The following is a 23257-nucleotide window of genomic DNA, read 5'->3' as shown; positions in this document are numbered from 1 at the left end:
TCCCTTTGCCTTGCAATGTCGCGCGATACGTCAGTCGATCGAGAATGCCGATTTCAAGGCTGCTGCCTGAACTACGGTCCCGATCACGCTGCTTCCCTTTAGCGCTTTTTTTGCCAGGATGGATTGTTGCTGGTCGAGTGCCTGAATAAGCGCCTCGTCTCCAGCAATGGCTGTCTGCCATCCCTGCATGGCATAGGCCGTGGTCGCGCTGTAAGTGGCAGCCTGCGTAGTGGCGCCGCTCGTTGTGCCTAGCGTTTTGACCTCGTTTGCCAGCTTGTTCAGCTTTTGCAAAGTTTCGCCGTACTGATCGAGCTTGCCGAGAATAGCCACCGTACGGTTGTACTCATCAATATGAAGCATTGTGATATTTGCGCAGATCTGCTGCTGTGCGACGGTAATGGGTGTCTCAGGACTGAAAGATGATGCAACCGATGTCACCAGGTTGCCAACTATCGAGCCGCCTGACGCACTCGGACAATTCTGGTCGATGAGCTCAGTCGGGTCGTCAATTGGCTCCAGCTTGTTCGACGACAAAGAAATATTGATGCCGAGGCCTTTGATGGTCATGAGCAACTGTTTGTACTGCTCGACTTGTTGATAATATTGTTCAAGCTGCTTTGCGTACTCCATCCCTTGCCTGGTGTATTGCGCCATGCTTTGCGCAAGCTGTGATTTAAAACCTTCTTCACTCGCCGCAATTGCCGTGGGGTCGGTGACCAGCACTTGGGCCCGGGCGGGCTCAACGGAGATGCCGAGCAAGGCCACGATGAGTGGGACCTGGCCCCAAAGGTGCGGGCGCATCGGGTGACGGAGCACATGGGTCATGGTGTATTCCTCTGGCGAGCGACGTTGAATTACCCTGCCGTCGCGCAACTCGCGCGGGCGGCAGGTGGTGCGACGGAGCAGGACTTGCCGCTCCCCTTGCGGGTCTCATAAAACAGGTCAAGCCATTGTTCGGGGCACAGGGCATCGACGGGCATGCCTTCGACGGCAGCGCACTCACGCAGGACGCGATGCATGATTTCGATGTTGTCGGTGGATGCCGAGATCACAGCCAAGGCGTCATCCATGCCGCGCAGGTTGAGCTGGCAGACGGCGCTGGCGTGGCCCTGCTTGACCAGGAAACAGCGGGACCGCTCGTCCAGACTCACGACGACCTGGTACTCGGCCTCGGTGAGCTTCAGTCCGTTGATGTAGTCCTCGCGGCTGGCATTGGGATTGGGCAGCAGGATCATCGTGGCCGTCTGTTCGACCAAGGCGGCGGCGATGTCGCTGGCCAGCGCGTCCTCCGGGCTCTGAGTGGCGAAGATGCCCAGGCCGTTCTGCTTGCGGATGGTCTTCTGCTTGTTCTTGGCGAAGTCCTTCAGACCGCCCTTGCCGTCGAGGATCTTCCAGAACTCGTCCATCACGTAGATCAGCGGTCGGCCATCGATCAGCGCTTCCAGACGATGCAGGAGGTAGTTGATCACCGGCGCGCGGACTTCCGGGTTGTCGATGATGTCGGTGTAGTCGAAGCCGATGATGTTGGCCTTCTCCAGGTCGATCGTGTCGACCGGGTTGTCGAACACCCAGCCGAGCGAGTTGCCGGCGGTCCACTTGCGCATGCGGATGAACAGTCCGTCGTCGCCCAGGTTCGGCAGGCTCTTCTGGAGGTTGGTCATGTTGCGCAGGCGCATGGGGGTGTCGAGCATGTTCTCGACGGCGCGGAAGATGTCCGTCTCCTCGCGCGGGCTGTACACGCTCTTGCCTGCCAGCACCTTGACCAGATCCGCCAGAAACTGGACGTTGGCCTCGGTTCGCTCGCAATGGAACGGGTTGAAGCCGGTGGGTTTGCCGTTCTCCAGCGCGAGGTAGTTACCTCCGCAGGCGCGCACGAAGATTTCGGCGCCGCGGTCCTTGTCGAAGAAAAAGATGGTGGGTGCAGGTTCGAGCTTCTGCACCTGGCTCAGCAGGAAGTTGATCAGCGCGGTCTTGCCGGTACCCGATTTGCCGATGACCATCGTGTTGGCGATGGCCTTCTCGCCCAGCGAGTTCTCGGCCGGGTGGGTGGCGTGGAAGTTGAAGTAATAAGGCTGCCCGTTGGTGCTCTGCAGGGTGGTGATGCAGTCGCCCCAGGGATTGTTCTCCCGCTTGCCCATGGCGAAATTGTGCAGTGGACTCAAGCCCAGAAAGTTGAGCGAGCTGACATTGGCCAGACGGGTGCGGTACTTCCAGTTGCCCGGCAACTGCGCGTAGAAGGCGGCGGTGACGGCGAGGTCCTCCTTGACCGATACGAAACCTGCGTTGGACAACTCGGCGCGGGTTGCCGCGATCTGCTGCGACAGCGCTTCCTGGCTCGGTGCATAGACGGCGATGGTGAAGTGGTACTCGCCGAGCACGAAATTGCCCGAAGCCAACTGGTCCATCGCGAGGTCCAGTTCGGCGATCTGGCTGAACGCCTTGTCGCCTGAGGACACCATCATGCCCTTGGTGCGGTCCAGTGCCTTTAGCGCGTCCTGGCGTCCCATCGGGCTGAAGGAGTGCGAGATCACGTACTCGAAGCCGAGGTACTTCAGGCCGTTGAGGATGCCGGGGTAAGTGCCGTCGGTGTATTCCTTGATGTTGAGGATCGCGCCGAAGTGGTTGGCCCCCTGTGGCGTGGTGATGACGAAGTCGCCAGTCTTGGCGGAAAAGCGCTGCTTGCTTACCGGCAGGTAGTTGTAGACCGGCGCGGGCAGCACCGGCACCGGTTCGTCCAGCCGGTTGAGCAGGTAGCCGTAGAACTCCAGCGCTTCGGAGAACACCACGCCGTTAGCGGCCTCGTACATGCCCAGGCGATGCGGTGCGTAGTCCTTGAGCACCGCCTCGACGTTGGCCGCCAGCTCAAGGATGGCGGCTACGGCCTGCTGCTGCTCGGCCTCGAGCCGGGTGACGTCGCCCGACTTCTCGGACAGCTTCTTCCCACCGACGATTGGGCGGTAAAGCATGGTGAGGTAAAGCTCGTTCTGCATGAGCTTCTGGCTCGATAGCGCCTCGTAATACGCCTCGGAAAGGGTCTGGTTGAACGGCTGGGCGAAACGGGCCCGGTCGGCGATCCGGCGCTGGCGGCGTACGTCGTGGACCCAGAACGCGACATTGACGAAATCGGGCGCGCGCAGGGTCTGCAGCATGCGGTTGAAGGTGGCGTGGCGATGTTCCAGCTCCCATTCCTCGCGCCCCACGAACGGCAGGCCACCCAGGCGCCAGACCATCAGGAAATCGCCGCCAGTGGTTTTGATCACCGTGGGCGAGACGTGGGTGGACAGCGGCACGAGTTCGCTGATCGGGGTGTCGGGCAGGAAGACGGGCTTGGACATGCGCAGATTCCGGTGGCCACCCTGGCGATGGGGCCAGGGCGGCTGTGGCGTTACGGATTGGCCTTGGACTGGCCGCGGTGGATGCTGGGTGTGAATACCCACATGCCGTTGTTCTCCCCGAGGTTCCTGACCCGGGTGCGAAACTGCAGGCGCAGTCCGAGCAGTCGGAAGATCATTTCGTCGCGTCGCGCCATCTGGCGCATCACGAAGATCACCGGCGGTATCAGCAGCAGGAAGAACAGGTTGGAATACATCGCCAGCAGCATGCATCCGCCGGCCGCCATGAAAAACGGCACGTAGGGGACGCCCATGAACATGGGCGGTCGGGTGCAGCCACGGAACAATGCATCCTTATGCATAGAAATTGAGCACATGGGTGACCAGGCTCGCGGTGCACGCTGTCGCGCCCGAAGCGCTGGTGCTGCCGGCCAGGAACATTTTGGCGATCTGCCCTGCTGCGCCGATCAGGACGGCGCCGATCAGCACCGGCGAAATGTCCGAAATGCGCTTGTGCGCGAAGGCGATCTGGTAGCCGGAGAAAACGATCGCGATTGTCACCACAATGATCGAGATGGCATTCAGGATCTTGTTGACGTTGCTGGCGAATCCGCAAGTGGTGGCGATGGTGTCGGTGACGTCCTGGCCGAATGCGATGCTCGGCAGCACGAGCGCCAGGCACATCGCCAGTGCCATGAATACGGTAGTCCTGCTGCGGATGGGGTGGCGGGTGTTAGGGTTTGCGGACAGGTTCTTGGCCATCTTGTTTTTCCTTATGGACGGTTGGAAAGCAGCGACCATCGGGCAATGGACGCTTCATGGATGGCCGCACGGAAGGCAGCCGGATTTGGTGGAGACGCCGGCGTTTGCCGGCGCGGCCGGTCAGAAGACGAACGCAGCATCAGCAGTCTCCTGGTTGGGGGCGGTCTGGCTGCCAGTGGCGGAGGTGGCTGGCGTGGGCTCGCTACTTGGCGCCCCGCCAGGACCGCTCACGCGCGGCACGAACGCCGATGCGGTCGTCTCGGTGGGTTCCTGGGGCGCAGGTAGCGGCTGCCTGTCGGGCGGCTTGGCGGGGCCCGGCTTCGACACCGCGGCCACCAGCGCGTGCCCAGCCGCATCCATCGCCACCGAGCGGATTGGCACGCGATAGGCGGAGCTGCCGGCCCGGGCAGGACGCGCCGCCGGAGCCCACTCGCCGGCAGGGTGTTCGGTTGTCTGCGGACGTACGGTTATTGGTTCGGAGGTCCGCAGCGGGTCGACGTCGAACGAGGCGATGATTCGTTGTACGTAGCCATCGCGGTAGCCCGTGGTGAAGTTGCCTGAGTAGTAACAGCTGAACGCCTTGCCCCAGTCGTCGCCCGAGCGGCCATAGCATTCGGCCAGGATGCGCGCGCCCGCGGTGAGGTTGGCGCAGGCGTCGAAGGCCTGCTCGTAGGTGCTCAGCCCGTAGCGGGGCAGGTTGCTGCGGTTGATCTGGGCTATGCCGAGCGAAAAGTCATATCCCTTCGTTTCGAGCATGCGCGCGGTGGCGATCGCCTCGCCGAGGTTGCGGGGCTGGCGTTCCAGACGGCTGCCGACGATGCCGATGGCGAAGCGATTGCCGCCGGATTCGGCTTGGATCACATGCTCCATTACCCCAGCCGAAACGGCCAGGTGAGGGCAGGACATCGGGTTGAATGCGAAGACCATCCTTTGGTTCCTCGTCGTCAGCACGCTTGCGGCGGTGGGTCTTGCAGGAAACTGCGGGCAGGGTCGAAGTCGATGCCGGTGATGTGCCGCTGCCCTGCATGCGCCTTGATGTGCACGACGATGTCGATCGTGAGCCGAAGCAACCGCTTGATGGTCGCGAACTCGAGCCCGGCGCCCTCCGCCGAGGCCTTGACCATCAGCGCAAGCTGGTCCCAGGTCTGCTCGGTGCTGCCCGCGTGACAGCTGGTGATCGATCCGGGATGGCCCGATGCGCAGTTGCGGATGAAGTAGAACGCCTCGTCGCCGCGCAGCTCGGCCAGGATGATGCGGTCGGGCTTCATGCGCAGGCAGGTTTCCATGCAGCTCTTGGCCGTGACGTTGCTGGCGCTCTGGCTGCCTTTGGAATACAGCAGGTGCACCACGTTGGGTTGGCTGATGAAAAGCTCGCGGGCATCCTCGATGGTGACCAATCGCTCCTCGGACGGGATGTGGTGGACCAGCGACTTCATGAACGTGGTCTTGCCGCTGCCGGTGGCGCCGGATACCACGATGTTCTTTTTGCTGCACACGGCTGCCTTGAAGAACTCGGCATAGTCACGCCGGGCACGCAGGTCGAGCAGGTGGCGATCCTCGTCACCGAGGGCGCTTGCGTCCTCCAGGATCTGATCGAAGAATCCATCTGCCTGGTACTGGTCCAGCGTCCTGGCCTGTTTCGATGGCAGACGGATGGTGATCGACACGTTGCCGGCCTCGCAGGCGGGCGGGATGACGAACTGGGCGCGCTGGCCGGTCGGAAATGTCAGCGAGACGACAGGATCGATGTCGGTGATGCGCTGGCCGGTATTGCTTTCGTTGACCACGGCAGTGCAGAACTGGCGCGCGCGCTCGTAGGTCAGCGTCGGTACTTGCACTCGCTGCCAGCCGGCGCGACTTTCCAGGTAGAGCTCGCCCGGCCGGTTGATGCAAATCTCGGTGACTTCGGGTGAAGCCATGAATTCGCGCAAGCCCAGCACCTCGTACTGGTAGTCGAGGAATTCGTTCGAGACGAGGGCGAGGGAATCTTCCATGAGCCTGTTCAGAAGCGCGCGACGACGTCGCTGAAGTCAACGTCGCGGGCGACGTACACGTAGATCACCGTGCCCTGGTTGATGGTCACCGTCGCCGGCCGGTTGGCGGCCTCGCGCACGGCCATGTCGGCCAGGTTCTGGACGGTGCGGGCGGTATTGCTCTCGAAAGGTTCCTGCACGACCACGCCGCCTGCGGCGATCGAGGAAGTGGTGGGACCGTGCTCGGCGGACTCGTACTTGAATGCGTCGCTGAGCATGCTGATGAGCAGTGCGGCGCTGATGCGGCTGCCCCAGTGCGCGTCGTAGTGCCCGGGGAGGCCGGCGCCGCCCAGGCTGTCGATGCCGGGGCTCGGCTTGCTGCTCATGTCCACGTCGATGCCGGTTGGCGTGATGATACGGTCCCACACCACGGCGACACGCCGTCCTTTCGGCCCGCTCGAATAGGCGCCAAGCACCTTCGAACCTTTGGGCAGCAGGAGCTTGCGGCCGTTGAATGAATACACCGGCTCGGTGACGAGGCAGGAGGTGTAGCCCGGGACATCCGTGACGATCCGGGTCTCCAGCACGCAGCGGATGTAGGTCCCGCGCTGCATCAGCGCATCGGCGTGTTCCAGCGGCTTGGCCTGGGTCGCCGTGGCTCGACTGGAAAGCAAGGGTCCGCCGACGCCTGGAGGCGGTGCGCTGGCAGGTGTCGTTGAAAGATTCCCCGCCGGGTCCGACGTGCCGGCGATGCGGCGCTCGACCAGCGTGGGCTCGCGAGGTGTATAAGCCAAGGGCACCTGTGTGGCTTGTTCGGCGCGCGGGTGCGGTAGCGGAAGGGCCGGCAAGGCGGGTTGCGCGGCCAGCGGAATCGGTTCGGGTTCAGGGCGGCGCGCAGGCGGCAGGGCCAAGGCCGGCGGTGCATCGGCCACGGTGACCTTTTCCTCCCTCGGTTTGCTTGGTTCGCGATGCGAGGTGGCGCTGCTTATCATCCAGTACGAGACGAACAACAACAGTACGACAGCCGAACCTAGCATCAGCAGCACGCGCCGGTTCATCCGTCGCAGTTCGTTCGATTTCAGCAGTGGCGCGCCGGCGTCCAAGTCGGGCGAGGCGGACTGCTGGTGATGCACTGAATATGGATTGTGGGTCAACGCTTCGCCATGACCGGTGTCCGCGTCATCGGCGGGCTGGTAGGGGGTGTATGTGCTCACTTGGCGGCGTTCCTTCGCAGGCCGATGACGTCGTTGCCGTGGCGAATGACGAGGTACGGGTACGTTCCGTGGACGATGATGGTGTTGCCCTCGACGGTCGTGTTAACGAGGGAGTCTTCGCCGTGTTCCGTCTCGCGCATGAAGACCGCCGGGAAGTTGCCAGTGGGAAAGCGCTTGAAGTCGCTCATGCGGATGTAAGTGAAGCGGCCATCGTCATAGACGTGCGCCGGCACCAGCCAAGGCGCGCGCTTGCACCGCGTGGCGTAGTCGTAGTCGAAGTTGTAGCTGCGTCCCGGGACCAGCCGGGTATCCAGCGGAGGTGCTTCGGCGGCTTTCTTCTTTTCCGTCGAGAAGCTGGTGTCGGCGGGATAGCCGAAGGTGATCTTGTACTGCACGCCCTCGCGCTTGGCCTGGTCCAGCGCCTTCCAGTCGGTCGCGACGACCTTCAGTTCGAAGATGTAGGAGTGCGTGGCCGTGCGCACCATCATGTTGGTATCGACGTCCACGTTTTTGGGCTTGAGGTAGAACACGTTGTCCCGGCGGGTGAGTTCCCACCCGCTGCTGAAGCCGGTGCTGTAATCGAGGATTTGCTCGTTCGGGCTGATCTCGATCTGCGTGGTAATGCCCAGGCCCGTGCGCACGGGATAGATATGGTCCGGCTGGTATTCGTACTGCTGCACGACCTGGGCCTGTGCCTGGCTCGGCATGCCGATGGCGGCCACGCACGTCAGGATCGCCACGAACGCAGGGTGGTACCGGGTCATCGAGCGGCTCCCGTTGGGGCATTTGCTGCCGCATCGAGCCGTGGTGGAGAACCCTGAGCTTGGATGGGCGCGGGCGCAGCCGGGAAGTTTGGCGTGTAAAACTGCGTCATGGGCTGAGCATTGGCAGCACCCGGGATCTCGGCAGGTGCCGGCGTGGCGTAGTCGTTGTCCACGCGATAGCTGGTTACCCAGAAACCCAATGGGTTCTCGATGCGGTTGCGGTCGTCCATTTGCAGGTTCGCCTTGTAGGTGAATTCCATCGTGGCGATCTTGCTGTCCAGCGGCTGCGTGGTGCCGCTCTGCTTGTCGTAGAGGCTGCGCTGGAAGCGGACGGTGGCGCCGGTTGGCGCGCGCCCGGCACCGCCCCCAACAAGGACGATGCTGAGCAACCTCACTCGGATGGCTTTGTCCTTTCCGTAGGCCTTGTAGGGGTTGTGCGGATTCATCGGCGAGTAGAGCCGCGTGTAGTCCGCCTTGACGCCGGGTGAGGCCATGGTCTGTACGGTCGTCCAGTCGCCGAGGTTGAGCAGGGCCAGGTCGTAGGACTCGCGGGCCATGACGAAATGGGCGACGTTGCTGCGGTTGATCGCCTCGCTGGTGCTAATCTGGCGATGCGTGAGGTCTTCGGTGAGCCGCGCCACAGTGCTGGTGCCGGTGTAGGCATCAGCCATTACCAGGTAGGGCACTTTTTGCTTGAGCGGCAGCAGGTAGAAATAGCCGCCGGCGAGGATCAGCGACATGCCGAGTGCGGAGAACGCCACCCACCATGCGCGCCGCTCGCTGCGGCGGGCGATGTCGGCGATCGAAAGTTCGTAGTTGACCGCCTTGGCGACGGCTTCCTCGACCTTGCGGGAGCTGGCTTTACTGGCAAGCATCAGCGCACCCCGCCGGTGGCGTCGGGTGAGGCCGGCTTTGCCGCTGCGCCGGACGACGGCATCGATGGTTGCTGCGTCCCCGAAGGCCTGATGTCGGAGCCGAGGCTCTTTACGCGGTCGACTTGGAGCCTTTCACCTGCAACGGTAACCGACACGCCCTGCACCGCGTAGAGCGCGCTCAGTTCGCTGGCCGCTTGCTGGATATCTGTCGTGCGCACCTTGGTGACTGGTGCGAAAAGCGTGTAATCGGAAGCAATGCGATAGACCAGCGTCATGCCGGTGTCGGTGGTCCAGCGGACAAGCATGTTGCGCAGCGTTTCATCCATCGGCGCGGCGTAGTAGGTGTACGGGCGATTGAGCGGAATCTCGGTGGTGGACGGCTGGAAGCGGTTGACAGGTCGCCAGCGCCCGCCGAAATCCTTGGCAGCGGGCGTTCCGCAGCCTGCCAGCAGAAGGGTTGGCAGCAGCAGAGCGCTCAGGATCTGGTTCGGAGAAGCCTTGTTCACGTGGAGCTCGCAGGTCGAAGTGGTCGTCAGCCGCGTGGCGTAGGGGCGTGTACGCGCGCACCGGCACGGTGCGACACGCCGCACCCTGTTCGATGCCGGGCAGATCAGTAGTGGCGAAAGCCTGGGATGCGCTGGTGTGCCGGCAGGTGACCGACACTGCGTACGCATCCGCGCAAGGCGTGTCGGAACCCGCTTTCCGGCTTCAGCTCGTCGAGCAAGAAAAATTGCACCGCACACGCGGCACGAGATGGCGATTCCATTCCGAGTCCCCTGTCCATTCCGTCTTCAAGCAGGTCTTCGGATGCAAGATGAGAGACCTGTTGGCAGTAGCGTTCACGGCATTGAACGCGGTGCTTATTGGAACCGCGGCCCACTACGAGCGACAAGCCCCGATGCGTCAGTGCGTCGCGTCATCCGCGTGACATCTTCACTGTGGGTGAAGTCTTACGAATGGTTAGGTGGGTTGCCGTCAGCCTGCTTGTCCAGGCTTCCCGTGTTGGTAAACAGCTGCCTGCTGCCGGCTTGCGCTGCGGATCAAGTGCATCTATATTGGTAAGTCGTGTGTTAGCGCGTTAGTACATTATGAAGCGACGAACGATCGATCCCGAGACCCCGAACGAGTCGGTGGAGCGCAGCCTGTGCGAGGCGCTGCTGGCGCTGCGCGACGTGGACGAGATGCAGGCGTTCCTGCATGACCTGTGCACGCCGGCGGAGCTGGAGGCGATGGTGGATCGCTGGCGGGTGGTGCCGTACCTGCAGGAGGGGCTGCCGTACCGGGAGATCCACGAGCGCACGGGGGTGAGCATCACCACCATCGGGCGGGTGGCGCGCTACCTCAACCAGGGCAACGGCGGCTATCTCGCCGCGGCGGCGCGCGCGGCACGCAAGCGCAAGAGCGCGAAGGCACCGGCGTGAGGCCGCGCGATCGACTGCGCATCGCGATGCAGAAGTCCGGTCGGCTCACCGAGCCGGCGCAGGAACTGCTCACGCGCTGCGGGCTGACCTTCCGCCAGAGCCGCGACAAGCTGTTCTGCTTCGGCGAGGGCGAGCCGGTGGACCTGTTGCTGGTGCGCGATGACGACATTCCCGGTCTGATCGCGCAGGGCGTGTGCGATCTGGGCATCGTCGGGCGCAACGTGCTCAACGAGTACGAGCTCACCGCCGGGCGCGGGGATGACGTGGCGCTGGCGGAGTGGCGCGGGCTGGGCTTCGGGCGTTGCCGCCTGTCGCTGGCGGTGCCGCAGGAGATGGACTATGCCGGTGCGGCGGACCTCGCCGGGCGTCGCATCGCCACGTCCTATCCGGGGCTGCTCGGTCGCTGGCTGCGCGAGCAGGGCATCGAGGCGGGCGTGGTGACGCTGGCCGGCTCCGTGGAGATCGCGCCGAGGCTGGGCACGGCCGAGGCGATCTGCGACCTGGTGCAGAGCGGCGGCACGCTGGTGGCCAACCAGTTGCGCGAGGTCGAGGTGGTGCTGGACAGCGAGGCGCTGCTGGTGGGCCCGCAGGTGCTGCCGGCGGACGAGCGTGGCGACCTGGTCGAGCTGCTGCTCAAGCGCATCGATGGCGTGATCCAGGTGCGCGAGTCGCGGCTGCTGTTGTTGCAGGCGGCGCGCGGCTCGCTGGAGGCGATCACGCGGCTGTTGCCGGGTGGCCCGCAGCCGACGCTGCTGCCGCTTGCCGGCCAGCCGGACCAGGTGATGCTGCAGGCGCTGTGCGCCGGCGAGGTGAGCTGGCGCCAGCTCGAAGAGATCAAGAAGGCCGGTGCGCGCGAGATGTTCGTGCTGCCGGTGGAAAGGATGCTGGCATGAAGCGGCTTGTGTGGAATGCATTGGACGAACAGGGTCGCGCCGCGGCCCTGGCGCGGCCGGTGCAGGCGCGTAGCGATGAGCTGCGGGACGGCGTCGCGGGAATCATGGCCCAGGTGCGCGGGCGGGGCGATGAGGCGCTGCTGCGCTTCGCCGCGCAGTACGACCGGTGCACGCTTCGACAGTTGGAGGTCGAACCGGCTGAATTCGACGAGGCCGAGGCGACGCTCGATCCGGCATTGAAGGCGGCGATGGGCGAGGCGGCCGCGCGCATCGAAGCGTTTCATCGTGCCGCCGCGCCTCGACCGGTGACGGTGGAGACCGCGCCAGGCGTGCGTGTCGAACGCGTGCTGCGACCGATCGCCCGCGTCGGGTTGTACGTCCCGGCCGGCACCGCTCCGCTACCGTCCACGGCGTTGATGCTGGGCATGCCGGCGCGTATCGCCGGCTGCGCCGAGATCGTGTTGTGCTCGCCGGCGCGTGCGGATGGCCGTTGCGATCCGGCCGTTCTCCATGCGGCGCGCGTGGTCGGTGCGCACCGGGTGTTCAAGCTCGGCGGTGCGCAGGCGATTGCCGCAATGGCGTACGGCACGGCAAGCGTGCCCCGCTGCGACAAGCTGTTCGGGCCGGGCAACGCGTGGGTCACCGAGGCCAAGGTGCAGGTTTCAACCGACCCGCAGGGGGCGGCGATCGACATGCCGGCCGGTCCGTCGGAGGTGCTGGTGGTGGCCGATGCGCAGGCCGAGCCCGCGTTCGTGGCGGCAGATCTCTTGTCCCAGGCCGAACACGGACCCGATTCGCAGGTATTGCTGGTAAGCCCGTCGGCCGGCTTGCTCGATGCCGTGGCGGCCGAGGTCGAGCGCCAGTGCGCGGCATTGCCGCGAGCGGATATCGCGCGCCGGGCGCTGGCGAACAGCCGGTTGATCGAGGTCGAATCGTTGGAGCAGGCGATCGAAGTGAGCAACCGCTACGCGCCGGAACACCTCATCCTGCAAGTGATCGAGCCGCGAGCCTGGCTGGCGCGGGTGGAGAGTGCCGGCTCGGTGTTCCTGGGTGCGTGGACGCCCGAGTCGGTCGGCGATTATTCGAGCGGCAGCAACCACGTACTGCCGACCTACGGCTATGCGCGCAGCCACAGCGGCGTCTCGGTGGCCAGTTTCCAGAAGCAGATCAGCGTGCAGGAGCTGACCCCGGAGGGCCTGCGGGCGATCGGTCCGTGCACCGCCACGCTGGCTGCCGCCGAGCAACTGGAGGCGCACCGCCGCGCGGTGACGCTGCGGCTGGCGGCGCTCGATGCGGAGGTATCCGTCGCATGAGCGTGCTGGAACTCGCGCGCGCGGAGATCCGCGCGCTGGTACCGTATTCCTCCGCGCGCATGGAGGCCACGGGTGGTGCCTTGATGCTCAACGCGAACGAGTCGGCCTGGGCGCCGTACGGCGACGCGGGATTGGACTGCCATCGCTACCCGGATCCCCAGCCGGCGGTGCTGGTCGAACGGCTGGCTGCACTGTATGGCGTACGGCCCGATCAGGTGCTGGTCGGGCGCGGCAGTGACGAGGCGATCGATCTGCTGGTGCGCGCGTTCTGCCGCGCCGGTGAGGACGCGATCCTCGTGCAGCCGCCGACTTTCGGGATGTACGCGGTCTGCGCCCGCGTACAGAACGCGGAGGTGATCGAGCTGCCGCTGTCGGCGGATTTCGCGCTCGATGTCCATTCGCTGCTGGCGGCGATGACGCCAGCGGTCAAGCTGGTTTTCGTATGCGCGCCGAACAACCCGACCGGAGCGGGTGTGCCGCTGGAGGCGGTCGAAGAGCTGGCGCGACGACTGGCCGGGCGCGCGCTGCTGGTAGTGGACGAGGCTTACGTGGAGTTCGCCGACAGTGCCAGCGCTGCGTCGTTGCTCGATCGCTACGAACACCTGGCGGTGCTGCGCACGCTGTCCAAGGCGTGGGCGCTGGCCGGTGCGCGCATCGGTTGCCTGTTGGCGAATTCCGAAGTGGTGGCCCTGCTGCGGCGCATCCTGCCGCCCTATCCGCTGCCGCGCCCCTGCGTGGCCGCTGCGCTGGATGCTTTGTCGTCGGCAGGGCAGGCGACGGCGTGCGAACGCATCGGCGTGGTGCGCGCCGAGCGTACGCGGATGGCGTCGGCACTCGTGGCCGCGCCGGGCGTGCGCGCGGTGCTTCCCTCGCAGGCGAACTTCCTCGCCGTGCGTTTCGATGATCCCGCAACCGTGTACCGGCGGCTGCTGGATGACGGCATCGTCGTGCGCGACATTCGCCGCTATCCGGGACTGGACGACGCGCTGCGCATCACGATCGGCACGCCCCAGGAGAATGACCGGGTGCTGGGCGTGCTGGGGGCGCAGGCATGAGCCGGAAGATCCTCTTCATCGACCGCGACGGCTGCCTGATCGTCGAGCCGCCGGACGAGCAGATCGACAGCTACGCCAAGCTCGACTTGCTACCGGGCGTGATCGGTGCGCTGCAGCGCTGCGTCGCGGCGGGCTACGAGCTGGTGATGGTCACCAACCAGGACGGGCTGGGGACGGCGAGTTTCCCCGAGGAGGCCTTCCGCGGGCCCCAGGAGTTGCTGCTGCGCCTCCTCGCCTCGCAGGGCATCACCTTCCGCGAGGTGCTGGTCGATCGCAGCTTCCCGCACGAGGGTCTGGATACGCGCAAGCCCGGGATCGGCATGCTGCGCCATTACCTGGCCGACGACGGATGGAGCCGCGCCGCATCGGCGGTGATCGGCGATCGCGAGACGGACATGCAGCTGGCCGCCAACCTGGGCGTGCGCGGTTTGCGGGTCGGGCCGCGGGGCGTTGACTGGGAGGAAATCGCGCATGGTTTGCTTGATGGCCCGAGAGTCGGCGCGGTGACCCGACGCACCCGCGAGACGGCGATCGAGGTGCGCGTCGATCTGGATCGCGCCGCGGAGCCCTCGGTGCGCACCGGGCTTGCCTTCTTCGACCACATGCTCGAGCAGCTCGGCAAGCACGGCGGCTTCGCGCTCACGCTTGCCTGCGACGGCGATACGCAGGTGGACGAGCACCACACGGTGGAGGATTGCGCGCTGGCATTGGGCCAGGCGCTGCGGCAGGCGCTCGGCGACAAGCGCGGGATCGCCCGCTACGGCTTCACCTTGCCGATGGACGAGGCGCTCGCGACGGCGGCGCTCGACCTCTCCGGGCGGCCGTGGTTCGTGTTCGATGGCGGCTTTCCGCGCGAACGCGTGGGCGACCTGCCGACAGAGCTGGTGGCGCATTTCTTCCGCTCGCTGTGCGAGACGCTGGGCGCCAACCTGCACCTGTCGGTGCGGGGTGACAACGCGCACCACATGGTCGAGGCCTGCTTCAAGGTCGTCGCCCGTGCGTTGCGCCAGGCCCTGCGCAGGGAGGGCAGCGAACTGCCCAGCACCAAGGGGGCGCTATGAGCACGGCAATCGCTACGTCCGCCCGAGTTCTTACGGAACGGTCCGTGGGCGTAGCCAGCCCGTCCGTCGTGTTGGTCGACGCCGGCGGTACCAACATCGGCTCGGTGCGTTATGCCCTGCAGCGACTGGGCGTGGAAGCGCCGCTGACCTCCGATCCGGCGACGATCCGCGCAGCCGGCAAGGTGATCCTTCCCGGCGTCGGCGCGGCGGGCCCGGCGATGGCGCGGTTGCGTGCGCTTGGCCTGGTCGACGTGCTGCGCGGGCTTACCCAGCCTGTGCTTGGCGTGTGCCTGGGCATGCAACTGCTTTGCTCGCGCTCGGAAGAGGGCAAGGTGGATTGCCTGGGTGTCATCCCGGCCGCGGTGCAGCGGCTGCGGGCTGCGCCAGGCCTGAGGGTTCCGCACATGGGTTGGAACCGGCTGCATGCGTGCGCCGACCACCCCCTGCTCGAGGGCGTGCCCACCGACGCGCAGGCCTATTTCGTGCACAGCTATGCGGTGCCGGCAGGCGATTACACGCTTGCGTCAACCCATCACGGCGAGGCGTTCTCGGCGGTAATGGCACGCGGCAATTTCTTCGGCATGCAGTTCCATCCGGAACGCTCGGCTGCAGTGGGCGCTCGCCTGTTGCGCAATTTCCTGGACCTATGAAAGCTGAAATCCTCCCCGCCATCGATTTGCGCGAAGGCCGTGTCGTCCGGCTCGCGCAAGGCGACTATGCCCGTCAGAAGACTTATCGCGACGATCCCGTTGCGCTGGCTGCCGGTTACGCGGCGGCCGGTGCGCGCTGGTTGCATGTGGTCGACCTCGACGGGGCGAAGTCGGGTGGATTCGCCAACCTGCCGGTGATCGAAGCGTTGGCGCGCGCCGGCCTGCGCGTACAGGCCGGCGGCGGCGTGCGTGGCATCGCCGACGTGCATCGGCTGCTGGACGCGGGCGTGGAGCGGGTAGTGGTCGGCAGCGTGGCGATCCGCGATCCGGAAAGGGTGGCCGACTGGCTGCGGCGCCATGGCGCGGACCGCTTCACGATCGCGCTGGATACACGCTGGCTGGAGGATCGCTGGACGTTGCCGAGCGCCGGGTGGACCCGGGCCGAAACGCGCACGCTTGACGACCTGGCGCCCTGGTTCGCCGCACATGGCGCCCGCCATCTGCTGTGCACCGACATCGATCGGGATGGCATGTTGGCGGGCCCCAACCTGGCGCTGTACCGCCACCTGGCGGCCATTGCCCCCGCGCTTGCCGTGCAGGCGTCCGGTGGCGTGCGTTCGGTCGACGACATCCGCGATGCGCGGATTGCCGGCGCGAGCGGCGTGATTCTCGGGCGAGGGTTGCTCGAAGGCTGCTTTGGGCTGGCGGAGGCGATGGCCGCATGAGTCGTTCCTTCGGAATGGACGGCGGGGCGCCTCGATGGTCACGCGGGAGGTCCCCGTGCTGAGCCGTCGCATCATTCCCTGCCTGGACGTCCGCGACGGGCAAGTCGTCAAGGGCGTGCGCTTTCGCGACCACGCGGTGGTCGGCGGCATCGTCGAGCTGGCGTTGCGGTATCGCGACGCGGGAGCGGACGAGCTGGTGTTCTACGACATCACCGCAAGCCCGGAAGGGCGCGCGGTCGACAGGACCTGGGTCGAACGGGTGGCGCGAAAGATCGACATCCCCTTCTGCGTGGCCGGTGGCATCCGCAGCGTCGACGAGGCGCGCGCGGTACTGCATGCCGGGGCGGACAAGGTGTCGATCAATTCGCCGGCGCTGGAGCGGCCGGCGCTGATTGCCGAACTGGCCGCGGCGTTCGGTGTGCAATGCGTCGTCGTCGGCATCGATTCGCTGCGCGATGCCGACGGGCAGTGGCGGGTGCGCCAGTACACCGGCGATCCGTCGCGCACGCAGGCGCTGCCACGGCGCACGCTGGACTGGATCGCGGAGGCGCAGCGCCTGGGTGCCGGCGAGATCGTGCTCAATTGCATGGGCAGCGACGGCGTGCGTGGTGGCTACGACCTGGCGCAACTGGCCGAGGCGCGCGCGGTCTGTGCGGTGCCGCTCGTGGCCTCCGGTGGTGCCGGGTCGGCCGAGCATTTCCGCGACGTCTTTGCCCAGGCCGATGTCGACGGTGCACTGGCGGCCAGCGTGTTTCATTCCGGCGCGATCGAGGTCTCGGCATTGAAGCGGTGGCTTTCCGCGCAGGGCATTGAGGTACGCGTGACGATGGAAGCCGGAGGTGTGCGATGACCGACGATCTGGATTTCGCCAAGGGCGGTGGCCTGGTGCCCGCGATCGTGCAGCACTGGCTGACCGGCGAAGTGCTGATGCTGGGCTATATGGATGCCCAAGCGCTTGCGGCCACGCAAGTGAGCGGCCTGGTGACCTTCCATAGCCGCAGCAAGGCGCGCCTGTGGACCAAGGGCGAGAGTTCGGGAAACGTGCTCCGGCTGAGGAGCCTGCACGTCGACTGCGACGCCGATACGCTGCTGCTGCTCGCCGAACCGGCCGGGCCGACCTGCCATCGCGGCACGTCCAGCTGCTTCGACGGAGCACGGCCGCCGCTGGGCTTTCTCGCCGAACTCGATGCGCTGGTCGCCCGGCGGGCTGTCGAGCGGCCCGCCGGCAGCTACACCACGCAACTGTTCGAGGGCGGCATTCGCCGCATCGCCCAGAAAGTTGGCGAGGAAGGCGTGGAGACAGCGCTTGCCGCCGTTGCGCAGGACGATGTGGAGTTTCTTGGTGAAGCTGCCGACCTGCTGTTCCACCTCACCGTGGCCCTGCATGCGCGCGGACTGGGGCTCACGCACGTCACTGCCCTGCTGGCGGATCGGCACGTGCAGCAGTCGGTGGAGTGATCGGGCCGCATGGCGATGATCTTTTCGCTGACGCCACGATCTGTTGGTCATCTTGCGGCGACCCCGCATGCGATCAGATTGGGGATGGCCGAAGCAACCATGGTGTTGGCTGACCGCCACGCGCAGCGTTCCGAGGGCTGATTCAACCAACTCCGCATGAGCGCACCCTGTGCGCGACCGCCAAGAACGCAGTGGCCGAGGCGCGTACCGTTACCGGTCGCGCGTGTGGTGCGCTTCCAGGGGATGCCTCAGTGACGAGCAGCCAGCGGAGCACGTTGCCGTGGCTGCTGGAACGGCACGGCCGGGCCCGGCTTCAGACCCTCGCGCCATCGTGCCAACTGCTCGGCGATGCCTTTGCCGATGGCCATCTGTGGCTGGGACGGAAGCAGTCGCTCCTGTCGTTCCCACTTCGCGATCTCGCCTTTCGCTTGCGCGAAGGCGGCGACGAAGTCGGGCGTGCGGTTCAGCGCATCGATCAGCCATGCACGGCCGAAGTAGGTCGCCGCCGAATCGTTGCCACAGCCGAACGAACTGCGATCGCTGCGCGCGGCGGTGAGTACCAGAGTACCGTCGCCCTGCAGCGACGGGATGAAGCCGCCGGAATAGCAGGCGTTGACCACAACCACCTTCCACTTGAACGGGCGTGCCGCGAGGATTGCGCCGAGATCCTGCGCGCCGATCTGGTCCAGCGGCAGCGGGTCCATGTCCACCAGCAGGGTATGGTCTTCGCTGCCGTGAGTGGACATGTAGAGGAGCAGGACGTCCTGCCGTGGGTCCATGGCGTCGGCCAGGCCGTCGAGCGCGCTTTCCAGGTTGCTCCAGGTGGCCAGCGGCCGGGTGGTCAGCGTGTCCGGGGAGTTCTCGAGCACCAGCGCGTGCGCCGTGGCGCCGAAGCGCCGGGTAAACAGGCGCGCGGCGAACTCTGCTTCATTGTGGAAGACGTCCTCGCTGCCGTCGCCGGCGAAGGCGAGCAGGTAGAGATTTGGCTTGCCCGGGACGCGTGGACCGAGCCGGGCGAGCGCGGCATCCAGCAGTTGCGGTTGGGTGTAGAGCACCTGCTCGGGCGTCGGGGCCTGTTCCGGCCAGTCATCCTGCGGCAACGCCGGGGCTTCGGCGTCGTCGAGCGGCGGCTGCGTGGCGACTCTGGCGACCGGCTGCACGTGCGATGCCTGCCCGGTCGGGTGGCGAGGCAGCCAGCCCTGGACCAGCAGCATCGCCAGGATGCCGCCGGCAAACGCGAGCAGGGCGATCAGGCTTGCGCGCATCGCAGGTCTCAGGGTTCGATGGCGTTGAAGTCCGCGTAGGCGCGATGGCGCGGCTGCGCAGGCATCGCCTGTGGTGCGCGCACCAGCCAGCCGGTCTCCATGCCGGCGGTACGCGCGGCATCCAGTTCTTCGACGATGTCGGACAGGAACAGGACGTGCTCCGGGCGTTCGCCGATCGTCTCGGCGATCCTGGTGTATGAACCGGCTTCGCGCTTGGGGCCGGTTTCGGTGTCGAAGTAGCCCGCAAACAGCGGCGTCAGGTCGCCCGCGTCGCTGTAGCGGAAGAACAATCGCTGCGCCGGCACCGAACCGGAGGAATAAACGTACAGGTGCAGGCCGTCGGCGCGCCAGCCATGCAGGCGCGCGGATACTTCAGGATAGACGTGCGCGCGGTATTCGCCTGCCTCGTAGCCTTCCTTCCAGATCATTCCCTGCAGCGCCTTGAGCGCGGTGGATTTGCGATCCTGGTCGATCCAGCCCAGCAACAGTTCGATGATCTCCTGGCGGCTGGCCTCGATGATGCCTGCTTCTTTCGCCGCCTCGTGCAGCCAGTGCTGCACTTCCGGCCGGTCGGCATGTGTTTCGACGAAGGCCGGCAGGCGCTTGCGCGCATACGGGAAGAGCACGTCCTTGACGAAATCGATCGAACTGGTGGTGCCTTCGATGTCGGTGACGATGGCGCGGATGGTGGTCATGGGCGGCACGTGTTCGGGAGGACGGCAAGGATAGCCGAGCTTCCGTAGGGTGGGCTTCAGCCCACCGAAGCCTCGCGCCGAAACCAAGAAGGGCTGAAGCCCACCCTACGGGTTCAGCGCGCGGCCGGATCCATTCGCGGGAACTGGTCGGCGATGTCGGTGCCGGTGAAGTTGGCGACCCAGCCATCCTTGTTGGTGAACAGACGGATGGCGACGAAGTAGGGCGATTCGCTCATGTCGAACCAGTGCGGCGTGCCGTCGGGTACGCCTATCAGGTCGCCCGCCTCGCACAGCACGTCGTACACCTTGCCGGCCACGTGCAGGGTGAACTGGCCGCTGCCGGCGACGAAGAAGCGTACTTCGTCCTCGCTGTGCGTGTGTTCGCTGAGAAATTTCTTTCGCAGCATCGCGCGGTCCGGGTTGTCGGGCGCTAGGCTGATGACGTCGACTGACTGGTAGCTCTCCTCGCGCATCAGGCGATCGATGTCGTCGCGGTAGGCGGCCACGACTTCCTCCTGACTGGCGCCCGGAGCGATGGGGGCGTTGGCCTCCCACTGCTCGAAGCGCACGCCGACCTGGCGGAGCTCACGGGCGATATCGGACGGGGCGGTATGCACGGAAACGGGCGTGGACGGCTGGGCGTCCTCGTAGATGCGCAGGCGGCTCATGCGGACAGTCTCCTCAGGTCGAGCTCGCAGCCGAGCAGGAATTCGAGCGCCTCGAGATGACGGCGCGCCTCGGCCATGTCGGCGCCCCAGGTGTAGATGCCGTGGCCGTCGATCAGGTAGGCATGCAGCGGCTTGCCGGCATCCAGCCAGGCGTCGATGCGCGCGACCAGCTCGGGCATGTGTTGGGTATTGGGGAATACCGGGATCTCCAGCACGCTCTCGTGCGTGGTGTAGCCGGTGATGGCTTTCTGCAGTTCCCAGCCTTCCAGACGCACCGCGCCCTCGCGCGCGAAAAGTCGAGACGCCACGCTCTGCGTGCGCGAATGGGTATGCAGGACCACCTGCGCCTGGGGCAGGCGACGGTAGGCCTGCGTGTGAAGCTCGGTCTCGGCGCTGGGGCGGGCGCGCGTGCCGACCGCATGTCCGGCCATGTCGACCAGCATGATGTCCTCGCGCCCGAGGCGACCTTTGTCACGGCCGGAGATGGTGATGGCAACCACCTCCTCGTTCACGCGCATGGAGAAATTGCTGCTGGTGGCCGGCGTCCAGCCCAGGGAGGCGAGCTCGCGCGCAGCCTCGGCGACGGCGTCCGCGCAAAGCGCGAAATGGGATGGATCGACGGAAGAGGGCAATTCCTGCATGGGTATTTGGACGTCCAAACGGTGCGTGACTATAGCATGCGGGCCGGTGCGACCAACGGCAAATGCGAGTCGTTCTCGCAAGTCAGGTGGAATTGACGTTCGCGGCGTACCATCGCGACAGGCTGCCGCGTCCGCGGTGGCGGAAACAACGGAGGTTCAACCATGTCGCAAGAAAAAGACATCGAATCGCGTCGACGCTTCCTGAAGGTCGCGGCCGGCACGGCGGCGGCCGCCGCGGTGGTCGGCGGAATGCCACGCTTCGCGCGCGCCGCTGATCTGCCGCACGTGGCCGAATCCGATCCGACCGCGAAGGCGCTCGATTACGTCGAGGATGCCAGCAAGTCGAAGAATCCGAAGCATACGGCGGGCGCCGTGTGTTCGAACTGCCAGTTCTTCACCGACCCGGCCGCCAAGGCTTACGGCCCCTGCCAGCTGTTTCCCGGCAAGGCGGTGAACGCCAAGGGCTGGTGCGTCTCGCACACCACCAGGAAGGCCTGAGCACGCAGACACGCGTTCGATGCGCGAGGCGCACTGAAAGATTTGCGTGTGTGGGGAGTGGCCGAATGGCCGGTCTGAAAAATGCTGCCCAGACGCGTCAGGCTGAGGAGCTGACCCGCCTGACGCGCCGGGCGGCGATCCGGGGCCCACTGCCAAGTGATCAACCCTCGGAGCACGGATGATACTCCCGTGAGGAGCGGTTCGGGCGATCGGAGCCAGCTTTTTTCTCGAAAAACTTCCGTTAAAGCCAGTATTTTCAGTGGCTTAGGAAGAAAAATTGTTTGCGAACCACAACTGGGACGCTTGTAATAATATTGTTAAATGCAGCGTCCGCCTGCGAACGTCGCCCAACGGTCGGGTTCGTGACTTCGCCAGGCAGTGTCCGGGATCAAGGCTGGCGCGATTGCGGGCTCGCCGCAGGGAGGCGCGGGGGTGGCCACAAGCCCACCCTTGCGACGGGGACGGGACTTACAGTCGCTTTCAATCGGCCGCTGATGCCGATTCCTTGCGCAGCCGGCTGTGCCGACGGCCGTAGGCGAAGTAGATCACCATGCCGATCACCGTCCAGATGCCCAGCATCAGCCACTGATACCAGTTCTCCCAATACAGCAGCATCAGGCAGCTCAGCACGCCCAGCGTGCAGACCACCGGCGCCCATGGCACGCGGAACGTGCGCGGCAGTTCCGGCTGGGTGTGGCGCAGGATCAGCACGCCGGCGCAGACCGCAACAAACGCGATCAGCGTGCCCATCGAGACCAGGTCGCCCAGGATGTCGAGCGGAAATACCGCGGCCAGCGCGGCGATGCCCAGGCCGGTGATCACCGTGTTGATGTGCGGTGTGCGATAGCGCGGATGGATCTTGGCGAACACCGGCGGCAACAGGCCGTCGCGACCCATGATCATGAAGATGCGCGGCTGCGCGATGATCATCACCAGCACCACCGATGACAGGCCGATCAGCGCACCGACCTCGACCAGCCAGCGCAGCCATTCCAGTTCGGCATGTGCCTTGACCGCGGTGACCACGGGTTCGGCCGTGCCCAGCAGTTTGAACGGCAGCAGGCCGGTGATCACCGCCGCCATGCCCACATATAGAACCGTGCAGATGGCCAGCGAGGCAATCGTGGCGATCGGCAGGTCGCGCTGCGGGTTTTTCGCTTCCTGCGCCGCGGTCGAGGTGGCCTCGAAGCCGATATAGGCGAAGAACACGAGCGTGGACGCCCGCATGATGCCCGACCAGCCGTAGGTTTCCGGTCCCTCGTTGGCCGGGATGAACGGGTGCCACAGCTCCGGATTCACGTAGCGCCAGCCGGCGACGATGACTACCACGATCAGGCCGACCTTGAGCAGCACCATGGCGACGTTGGCGCCGCTGGATTCGCGGATGCCCACATAGCAAAGCCAGGTCAGCGCCAGCACGATCGCGACCGCGGGCAGGTTGAACAAGGCGCCGGTGCTCACCAGGTGTCCGCCCGTGTAGGCCAGGGGCGCGGTGGTGAGCGCGGCGGGCAGGTGGATGCCGATATGGTCGAGCAGGCTGACGAAATACCCAGTCCAGCTGACCGCCACCGCGGAGGCCGACACGCCGTACTCGAGCACCATGTTCCAGCCGATGAACCAGGCCACCAGTTCGCCCAGTGTCGCGTAGGCATACGAATACGAGCTGCCCGACATCGGGATCAGCGTGGCGAATTCGGCGTAGCACAGCGCGGTGAAGCTGCAGCAGACCGCCGCGATGATGAAGGCGAGGATCACCGCCGGACCAGCGTGCTCGGCTGCGGCCTGGCCGGTAATCACGAAAATGCCGCCGCCGATCACCGCGCCGATGCCCAGCGCGGTGAGCCCCCAGGGGCCCAGCGTGCGGCGAAGGCCGGGACTGTGCGCGTCCTCGACGTCGGAAAAATCGGTCTTGCGGGCGAGCAGTTGCTTCAGCATGGGCATTCCGGACATGAAACCGGCACGGTTTTCACCGTGCCGGCGGGGTTTTCACTGGA

General features: G+C 65.6%; 25 protein-coding genes. 10 read left to right on the top strand and 15 right to left on the bottom strand.

All coding sequences use genetic code 11. From position 1 onward, the window contains the following. Positions 1-30 precede the first annotated feature (30 nt). From ACFWZ4_RS01835 to ACFWZ4_RS01790, 10 genes are all read right to left on the bottom strand, one after another. A complete protein-coding gene (locus ACFWZ4_RS01835) occupies positions 31-825 on the bottom strand; it encodes a hypothetical protein (protein WP_439703053.1) in 795 nt (264 codons plus the stop codon). Between the two features lie 29 nt (positions 826-854). Then, positions 855-3335, bottom strand: coding sequence for a VirB4 family type IV secretion/conjugal transfer ATPase (locus ACFWZ4_RS01830; RefSeq protein WP_439703052.1), 2481 nt, complete (start codon positions 3333-3335; stop codon positions 855-857). A 50-nt stretch (positions 3336-3385) separates the two neighbouring features. Next, positions 3386-3694: a type IV secretion system protein VirB3 gene (locus ACFWZ4_RS01825; RefSeq protein WP_439703051.1), complete on the bottom strand. Its 309-nt coding sequence runs from the start codon at positions 3692-3694 to the stop codon at positions 3386-3388. Further along, on the bottom strand, positions 3687-4094 hold the full coding sequence (locus tag ACFWZ4_RS01820; protein ID WP_439703050.1) for a TrbC/VirB2 family protein: 408 nt from the start codon (positions 4092-4094) through the stop codon (positions 3687-3689). Before ACFWZ4_RS01820 ends, ACFWZ4_RS01825 begins: the two co-directional genes overlap by 8 nt. A gap of 120 nt (positions 4095-4214) precedes the next feature. Continuing rightward, a complete protein-coding gene (locus tag ACFWZ4_RS01815; RefSeq protein ID WP_439703049.1) occupies positions 4215-5021 on the bottom strand; it encodes a transglycosylase SLT domain-containing protein in 807 nt (268 codons plus the stop codon). Between the two features lie 17 nt (positions 5022-5038). Further along, complete coding sequence (gene virB11 / locus ACFWZ4_RS01810) at positions 5039-6088, bottom strand: P-type DNA transfer ATPase VirB11 (RefSeq protein WP_439703048.1); 1050 nt, start codon at positions 6086-6088, stop codon at positions 5039-5041. A gap of 8 nt (positions 6089-6096) precedes the next feature. After that, on the bottom strand, positions 6097-7281 hold the full coding sequence (locus tag ACFWZ4_RS01805; protein WP_439703047.1) for a TrbI/VirB10 family protein: 1185 nt from the start codon (positions 7279-7281) through the stop codon (positions 6097-6099). After that, positions 7278-7988 (bottom strand): TrbG/VirB9 family P-type conjugative transfer protein, encoded by a 711-nt coding sequence (locus tag ACFWZ4_RS01800; RefSeq protein ID WP_439703762.1) that lies wholly within the window; start codon positions 7986-7988, stop codon positions 7278-7280. The genes ACFWZ4_RS01805 and ACFWZ4_RS01800 overlap by 4 nt, the downstream gene beginning before the upstream one ends. A gap of 53 nt (positions 7989-8041) precedes the next feature. After that, entirely contained in the window at positions 8042-8920 is an 879-nt protein-coding gene (locus ACFWZ4_RS01795; RefSeq protein ID WP_439703046.1) for a virB8 family protein, read from the bottom strand. Next, positions 8920-9426 (bottom strand): hypothetical protein, encoded by a 507-nt coding sequence (locus tag ACFWZ4_RS01790; RefSeq protein WP_439703045.1) that lies wholly within the window; start codon positions 9424-9426, stop codon positions 8920-8922. Before ACFWZ4_RS01790 ends, ACFWZ4_RS01795 begins: the two co-directional genes overlap by 1 nt. Before the next feature lie 582 nt (positions 9427-10008). Between ACFWZ4_RS01790 and ACFWZ4_RS01785 the strand changes: the two genes are divergently transcribed. The 9 genes from ACFWZ4_RS01785 to hisIE are packed head-to-tail and all read left to right on the top strand — an operon-like array spanning position 10009 to position 17496. Next, positions 10009-10341 carry a YerC/YecD family TrpR-related protein gene (locus ACFWZ4_RS01785; protein WP_439703044.1) on the top strand — a complete coding sequence of 111 codons (333 nt, stop codon included), beginning with the start codon at positions 10009-10011 and terminating at the stop codon, positions 10339-10341. Positions 10342-10367: 26 nt separating this feature from the next. After that, positions 10368-11234 carry an ATP phosphoribosyltransferase gene (gene hisG / locus ACFWZ4_RS01780; RefSeq protein WP_439703761.1) on the top strand — a complete coding sequence of 289 codons (867 nt, stop codon included), beginning with the start codon at positions 10368-10370 and terminating at the stop codon, positions 11232-11234. Beyond that, positions 11231-12547, top strand: coding sequence for a histidinol dehydrogenase (gene hisD / locus ACFWZ4_RS01775; RefSeq protein ID WP_439703043.1), 1317 nt, complete (start codon positions 11231-11233; stop codon positions 12545-12547). Before hisG ends, hisD begins: the two co-directional genes overlap by 4 nt. Then, positions 12544-13602, top strand: a complete 1059-nt coding sequence (gene hisC, locus ACFWZ4_RS01770) for a histidinol-phosphate transaminase (protein WP_439703042.1) — start codon at positions 12544-12546, stop codon at positions 13600-13602. Before hisD ends, hisC begins: the two co-directional genes overlap by 4 nt. Beyond that, entirely contained in the window at positions 13599-14663 is a 1065-nt protein-coding gene (gene hisB, locus ACFWZ4_RS01765; protein ID WP_439703041.1) for a bifunctional histidinol-phosphatase/imidazoleglycerol-phosphate dehydratase HisB, read from the top strand. Before hisC ends, hisB begins: the two co-directional genes overlap by 4 nt. A gap of 44 nt (positions 14664-14707) precedes the next feature. Beyond that, positions 14708-15313: an imidazole glycerol phosphate synthase subunit HisH gene (gene hisH, locus ACFWZ4_RS01760; RefSeq protein WP_439703040.1), complete on the top strand. Its 606-nt coding sequence runs from the start codon at positions 14708-14710 to the stop codon at positions 15311-15313. After that, entirely contained in the window at positions 15310-16038 is a 729-nt protein-coding gene (locus tag ACFWZ4_RS01755) for a HisA/HisF-related TIM barrel protein (protein ID WP_439703039.1), read from the top strand. Before hisH ends, ACFWZ4_RS01755 begins: the two co-directional genes overlap by 4 nt. Before the next feature lie 55 nt (positions 16039-16093). Beyond that, a complete protein-coding gene (gene hisF, locus ACFWZ4_RS01750) occupies positions 16094-16888 on the top strand; it encodes an imidazole glycerol phosphate synthase subunit HisF (RefSeq protein ID WP_439703038.1) in 795 nt (264 codons plus the stop codon). Beyond that, entirely contained in the window at positions 16885-17496 is a 612-nt protein-coding gene (hisIE, locus tag ACFWZ4_RS01745) for a bifunctional phosphoribosyl-AMP cyclohydrolase/phosphoribosyl-ATP diphosphatase HisIE (protein WP_439703037.1), read from the top strand. The genes hisF and hisIE overlap by 4 nt, the downstream gene beginning before the upstream one ends. Before the next feature lie 248 nt (positions 17497-17744). On the opposite strand, the gene ACFWZ4_RS01740 is transcribed toward hisIE, so the two are convergent. The 4 genes from ACFWZ4_RS01740 to ACFWZ4_RS01725 all read right to left on the bottom strand — a co-directional run bounded on the left by ACFWZ4_RS01740 (position 17745) and on the right by ACFWZ4_RS01725 (position 20765). Beyond that, positions 17745-18761, bottom strand: coding sequence for a C13 family peptidase (locus ACFWZ4_RS01740; protein WP_439703036.1), 1017 nt, complete (start codon positions 18759-18761; stop codon positions 17745-17747). Between the two features lie 8 nt (positions 18762-18769). Further along, a complete protein-coding gene (gene mtnC, locus ACFWZ4_RS01735; protein WP_439703035.1) occupies positions 18770-19456 on the bottom strand; it encodes an acireductone synthase in 687 nt (228 codons plus the stop codon). A 113-nt stretch (positions 19457-19569) separates the two neighbouring features. Then, a complete protein-coding gene (locus ACFWZ4_RS01730) occupies positions 19570-20124 on the bottom strand; it encodes a 1,2-dihydroxy-3-keto-5-methylthiopentene dioxygenase (RefSeq protein ID WP_439703034.1) in 555 nt (184 codons plus the stop codon). After that, on the bottom strand, positions 20121-20765 hold the full coding sequence (locus ACFWZ4_RS01725) for a methylthioribulose 1-phosphate dehydratase (protein ID WP_439703033.1): 645 nt from the start codon (positions 20763-20765) through the stop codon (positions 20121-20123). The genes ACFWZ4_RS01730 and ACFWZ4_RS01725 overlap by 4 nt, the downstream gene beginning before the upstream one ends. 162 nt (positions 20766-20927) lie before the next feature. On the opposite strand from ACFWZ4_RS01725, the gene ACFWZ4_RS01720 reads away from it, so the two are divergent. Beyond that, the gene (locus tag ACFWZ4_RS01720; RefSeq protein WP_439703032.1) at positions 20928-21263 is read left to right on the top strand and encodes a high-potential iron-sulfur protein; all 336 of its coding nucleotides are present in this window, start codon (positions 20928-20930) and stop codon (positions 21261-21263) included. Positions 21264-21743: 480 nt separating this feature from the next. On the opposite strand, the gene ACFWZ4_RS01715 is transcribed toward ACFWZ4_RS01720, so the two are convergent. Next, complete coding sequence (locus ACFWZ4_RS01715; protein WP_439703031.1) at positions 21744-23198, bottom strand: amino acid permease; 1455 nt, start codon at positions 23196-23198, stop codon at positions 21744-21746. Positions 23199-23257: the final 59 nt, after the last annotated feature.

The sequence above is a fragment of the Frateuria sp. GZRe12 genome (assembly GCF_051900535.1).
In the GTDB taxonomy this organism is placed as follows: Bacteria; Pseudomonadota; Gammaproteobacteria; order Xanthomonadales; family Rhodanobacteraceae; genus Frateuria_A.
Note: the sequence above shows the minus strand (reverse complement) of the source record. Positions and strands in the feature narration are given on the sequence as shown.

Excerpts from the sequence above, each read along its gene's own strand:
- ACFWZ4_RS01835 (WP_439703053.1), bottom strand. The coding sequence starts at position 825 with ATGACCCATGTGCTCCGTCACCCGATGCGCCCGCACCTTTGGGGCCAG.
- ACFWZ4_RS01830 (WP_439703052.1), bottom strand. The coding sequence starts at position 3,335 with ATGTCCAAGCCCGTCTTCCTGCCCGACACCCCGATCAGCGAACTCGTG.
- ACFWZ4_RS01825 (WP_439703051.1), bottom strand. The coding sequence starts at position 3,694 with ATGCATAAGGATGCATTGTTCCGTGGCTGCACCCGACCGCCCATGTTC.
- ACFWZ4_RS01820 (WP_439703050.1), bottom strand. The coding sequence starts at position 4,094 with ATGGCCAAGAACCTGTCCGCAAACCCTAACACCCGCCACCCCATCCGC.
- ACFWZ4_RS01815 (WP_439703049.1), bottom strand. The coding sequence starts at position 5,021 with ATGGTCTTCGCATTCAACCCGATGTCCTGCCCTCACCTGGCCGTTTCG.
- virB11 (WP_439703048.1), bottom strand. The coding sequence starts at position 6,088 with ATGGAAGATTCCCTCGCCCTCGTCTCGAACGAATTCCTCGACTACCAG.
- ACFWZ4_RS01800 (WP_439703762.1), bottom strand. The coding sequence starts at position 7,988 with ATGCCGAGCCAGGCACAGGCCCAGGTCGTGCAGCAGTACGAATACCAG.
- ACFWZ4_RS01795 (WP_439703046.1), bottom strand. The coding sequence starts at position 8,920 with ATGCTTGCCAGTAAAGCCAGCTCCCGCAAGGTCGAGGAAGCCGTCGCC.
- ACFWZ4_RS01785 (WP_439703044.1), top strand. The coding sequence starts at position 10,009 with ATGAAGCGACGAACGATCGATCCCGAGACCCCGAACGAGTCGGTGGAG.
- hisG (WP_439703761.1), top strand. The coding sequence starts at position 10,368 with ATGCAGAAGTCCGGTCGGCTCACCGAGCCGGCGCAGGAACTGCTCACG.
- hisD (WP_439703043.1), top strand. The coding sequence starts at position 11,231 with ATGAAGCGGCTTGTGTGGAATGCATTGGACGAACAGGGTCGCGCCGCG.
- hisC (WP_439703042.1), top strand. The coding sequence starts at position 12,544 with ATGAGCGTGCTGGAACTCGCGCGCGCGGAGATCCGCGCGCTGGTACCG.
- hisB (WP_439703041.1), top strand. The coding sequence starts at position 13,599 with ATGAGCCGGAAGATCCTCTTCATCGACCGCGACGGCTGCCTGATCGTC.
- ACFWZ4_RS01755 (WP_439703039.1), top strand. The coding sequence starts at position 15,310 with ATGAAAGCTGAAATCCTCCCCGCCATCGATTTGCGCGAAGGCCGTGTC.
- hisIE (WP_439703037.1), top strand. The coding sequence starts at position 16,885 with ATGACCGACGATCTGGATTTCGCCAAGGGCGGTGGCCTGGTGCCCGCG.
- ACFWZ4_RS01740 (WP_439703036.1), bottom strand. The coding sequence starts at position 18,761 with ATGCGCGCAAGCCTGATCGCCCTGCTCGCGTTTGCCGGCGGCATCCTG.
- mtnC (WP_439703035.1), bottom strand. The coding sequence starts at position 19,456 with ATGACCACCATCCGCGCCATCGTCACCGACATCGAAGGCACCACCAGT.
- ACFWZ4_RS01730 (WP_439703034.1), bottom strand. The coding sequence starts at position 20,124 with ATGAGCCGCCTGCGCATCTACGAGGACGCCCAGCCGTCCACGCCCGTT.
- ACFWZ4_RS01725 (WP_439703033.1), bottom strand. The coding sequence starts at position 20,765 with ATGCAGGAATTGCCCTCTTCCGTCGATCCATCCCATTTCGCGCTTTGC.
- ACFWZ4_RS01720 (WP_439703032.1), top strand. The coding sequence starts at position 20,928 with ATGTCGCAAGAAAAAGACATCGAATCGCGTCGACGCTTCCTGAAGGTC.
- ACFWZ4_RS01715 (WP_439703031.1), bottom strand. The coding sequence starts at position 23,198 with ATGCTGAAGCAACTGCTCGCCCGCAAGACCGATTTTTCCGACGTCGAG.